We start from the raw sequence: 2,793 nt of genomic DNA on the forward strand, positions 1-2,793 counted from the left end.
GGTCGGGCGGTCCCGGGTCGCTCACGGGGTCACCTGCCTTCGATCTGTCGATGAGTTGGACGAAATGCCAGTGCCGGACAGCCACGGGGGAAGCTGTACGGCACCGAAGTGCGACCACAGACGGGGGATGCTGGGGTCGCCTGTTGATTCTTGCACGACGTATGGAGGAAAACCAACCTGTGCTGGCCGGTGAGTTGCGACCTATCCGAGCTCGCGACGAGAGCTGGTCTGGCGGAGGTCGAAGCCGTCATCCTTGCGGTTCCCGGCGTTGGCCATGACGACCGCGACATACGGCAGCAGGACGGCTCCGGCGATCAGCACCCACCGGAGAAGGCCGGGTCCCACGGCGACCGCGCCGACCACACAGGCCGTCCTGATCGCCATCGAGATGAGGTAGCGGCGCTGCCGGCCCGCGATGTCGTCGGCCACGCTCGTCGGCGCGGTCGTGATACGCACCGAATGTGAGTCCCGTGGGGCCATGGCGAAAGTGTACGTCGCTAGGCTCAACGGCCGCGGGCCGCGACGTTCGCCGCGTCCCCGCTCATCCGTCGACAAAGGGAGCCTCCATGTCCAACCGCACCTACCGCGTCAGCGAGATCGTCGGCACGTCGCCGGACGGCATCGACCAGGCCGTCCGCAACGGCATCGAGCGGGCCGGCAAGACGCTGCGCCACATCGACTGGTTCGAGATCACCCAGATCCGTGGCCAGGCCAAGGACGGTGCGGTCGAGCACTTCCAGGTCGGGATGAAGGTCGGGTTCCGCCTCGAGGACGAGTGAGCACCCGAATTGCCCCTACCCCTCGGTAATCACTAGCGTCGTGAATCGTGAGCGATCCCACTGCAAGTGCCCCGCGGTCCGTGCTCGTGACTGGCGGCAATCGCGGCATCGGCCGCGCCATCGCCGAGGCGTTCCTGGCCCAGGATGACAAGGTCGCCGTCACCACTCGATCGGGTGGTGCCCCCGAGGGCGCCCTCGACGTGCGTTGCGACGTCACCGATCCGGCAGCGGTCGAGGCGGCCTTCACCGAGATCGAGGCCGCCCACGGCCCGGTCGAGATCCTGGTCGCCAACGCCGGCATCACCCACGACACGCTGATCCTGCGCATGTCGGAGGACGACTGGTCCTCGGTGATCGACACCAACCTGACCGGCTCCTTCCGCCTGGCCAAGCGGGCCGCCAAGGGCATGCTGCGCCTCAGGCGAGGCCGCATCATCTTCATCTCGTCCGTGGTCGGGCTGCTCGGGTCGGCCGGCCAGGTCAACTACGCCGCCTCCAAGGCCGGCCTCGTCGGGATGGCACGGTCGCTGGCCCGCGAGCTCGGGTCGCGCTCCATCACCACCAACGTCGTGGCGCCCGGTTTCGTCGAGACCGACATGACCGCGGTGCTCACCGACGAGCAGAAACAGCTGATCAAGACACAGGTGCCGCTGGGGCGCTACGCAAGCACGACCGAGGTCGCCTCGGCCGTGACCTGGCTGGCGTCGGACGGCGCCGCCTACGTGACAGGAGCCGTCATCCCGGTTGACGGCGGACTCGGAATGGGGCACTGAACCAATGACGGAATTCACTGGCATCTTGAGTGGCAAGCGCATCCTGGTTGCGGGCGTGACGATGGACTCCTCCATCGGCTTCGCCACCGCCAAGGTCGCCCAGGAACAGGGCGCCACGGTGCTCATCTCCAACTTCGGCCGCGCGCTGGGTATCACCCGGCGGATCGCCAAGCGACTACCGGCCGAGGCGCCGGTGCTCGAGCTCGACGTCACCGACGAGGAGCACCTCGCGGGCCTGGCCGACCAGGTGCGTCAGCACGTCGACGGCCTCGACGGCGTCGTCCACTCGATCGCCTACGGCAACCCGCAGACGCTCTTGGGCGGCAAGTTCCTCGAGGGGCCCTGGGCCGACGTGGCCCAGGCGGTCCAGGTGTCGGCGTTCTCGTTGAAGTCGCTGGCGATGGCGACCCGACCGCTGCTCTCGGAGGGCGGCTCGATCGTCGGCCTGACCTTCGACGCCACGGTCGCGTGGCCGGCCTACGACTGGATGGGCGTGGCCAAGGCCGGTCTGGAATCCACCTCGCGCTACCTGGCCCGCGACCTCGGGCCCAGCGGCATCCGCTGCAACCTCGTGGCAGCCGGACCGCTCAAGACGCTGGCCGCCAAGGCCATCCCGGGCTTCGAGGACCTCGAGTCGGCGTGGAAGGACCGCGCCCCGCTCGGTTGGGACGAGAGCAACCACGAGCCGACCGCCAAGGCCGTGTGCGCCCTGCTCAGCGACTTCTTCCCGGCCACGACCGGCGAGATCGTGCACGTCGACGGTGGCTTCCACGCGATGGGGCTCTGAGCCGCCGCGAGCGTCGCCTGATCAGGTCGGACGATACGGTTCGGCCGTGACCTCGCTCGTCGAACTTCGCGTCCTCGAAGGCCCCAACCTCTACTTCCCGCGCGCCGCCATCAAGCTGACCCTCGACATCAGCACGATCGCGGAGGCGTCCGACGAGACCGTGCTGCGGTTCGCGCGCCGGATCGGGCTGCGCACCACCCGCCCGGGTGCCCCACGGAGCGGGTTCCGGCAGCGGTTCGCGATGCGTGCCGTGGAGCGGCTCGTGCGTGCCATCGCCAGCGAGTCCGGGACGTCTCGGCTCGCCGTCCGGGTCCGCCCGACCTCCGACGCCAACCAGCTCGTCGTGGCCTTTCCGTGGCGACACCGGGGGAGGGCGGAGGCTCTCGGCCACGCCGTCGCCCACGCCCTGGACGCGCTGCCCACGCCCGACGTCGAGGCAGCGGTGAGTGCCGCG

Annotated in this window: 4 protein-coding genes and 1 pseudogene; 4 read left to right on the forward strand and 1 reads right to left on the reverse strand. The window is 69.3% G+C overall.

Annotated features, from left to right (window positions below; translation table 11 throughout):
- Positions 1-201 precede the first annotated feature (201 nt).
- On the reverse strand, positions 202-480 hold the full coding sequence (locus RMO85_RS18885; protein WP_310530261.1) for a DUF3099 domain-containing protein: 279 nt from the start codon (positions 478-480) through the stop codon (positions 202-204).
- An 86-nt stretch (positions 481-566) separates the two neighbouring features.
- On the opposite strand from RMO85_RS18885, the gene RMO85_RS18890 reads away from it, so the two are divergent.
- The 4 genes and pseudogenes from RMO85_RS18890 to RMO85_RS18905 all read left to right on the forward strand — a co-directional run.
- Positions 567-779, forward strand: coding sequence for a dodecin (locus RMO85_RS18890; RefSeq protein ID WP_310530262.1), 213 nt, complete (start codon positions 567-569; stop codon positions 777-779).
- 44 nt (positions 780-823) lie between these two features.
- Positions 824-1,552 (forward strand): 3-oxoacyl-ACP reductase FabG, encoded by a 729-nt coding sequence (gene fabG / locus RMO85_RS18895; RefSeq protein WP_397204346.1) that lies wholly within the window; start codon positions 824-826, stop codon positions 1,550-1,552.
- A gap of 4 nt (positions 1,553-1,556) precedes the next feature.
- On the forward strand, positions 1,557-2,339 hold the full coding sequence (gene fabI / locus RMO85_RS18900) for an enoyl-ACP reductase FabI (RefSeq protein ID WP_310530264.1): 783 nt from the start codon (positions 1,557-1,559) through the stop codon (positions 2,337-2,339).
- A 46-nt stretch (positions 2,340-2,385) separates the two neighbouring features.
- A pseudogene (locus tag RMO85_RS18905) lies at positions 2,386-2,793 on the forward strand (Mur ligase); the annotation flags it as partial.

It is taken from the genome of Nocardioides sp. (genome assembly GCF_031422975.1).
Taxonomy (GTDB): Bacteria; Actinomycetota; Actinomycetes; order Propionibacteriales; family Nocardioidaceae; genus Nocardioides.

Bases quoted from the DNA above. Each gene is read 5' to 3' on its own strand.
- RMO85_RS18885 (WP_310530261.1), bottom strand. From the start codon at position 480: ATGGCCCCACGGGACTCACATTCGGTGCGTATCACGACCGCGCCGACG.
- RMO85_RS18890 (WP_310530262.1), top strand. From the start codon at position 567: ATGTCCAACCGCACCTACCGCGTCAGCGAGATCGTCGGCACGTCGCCG.
- fabI (WP_310530264.1), top strand. From the start codon at position 1,557: ATGACGGAATTCACTGGCATCTTGAGTGGCAAGCGCATCCTGGTTGCG.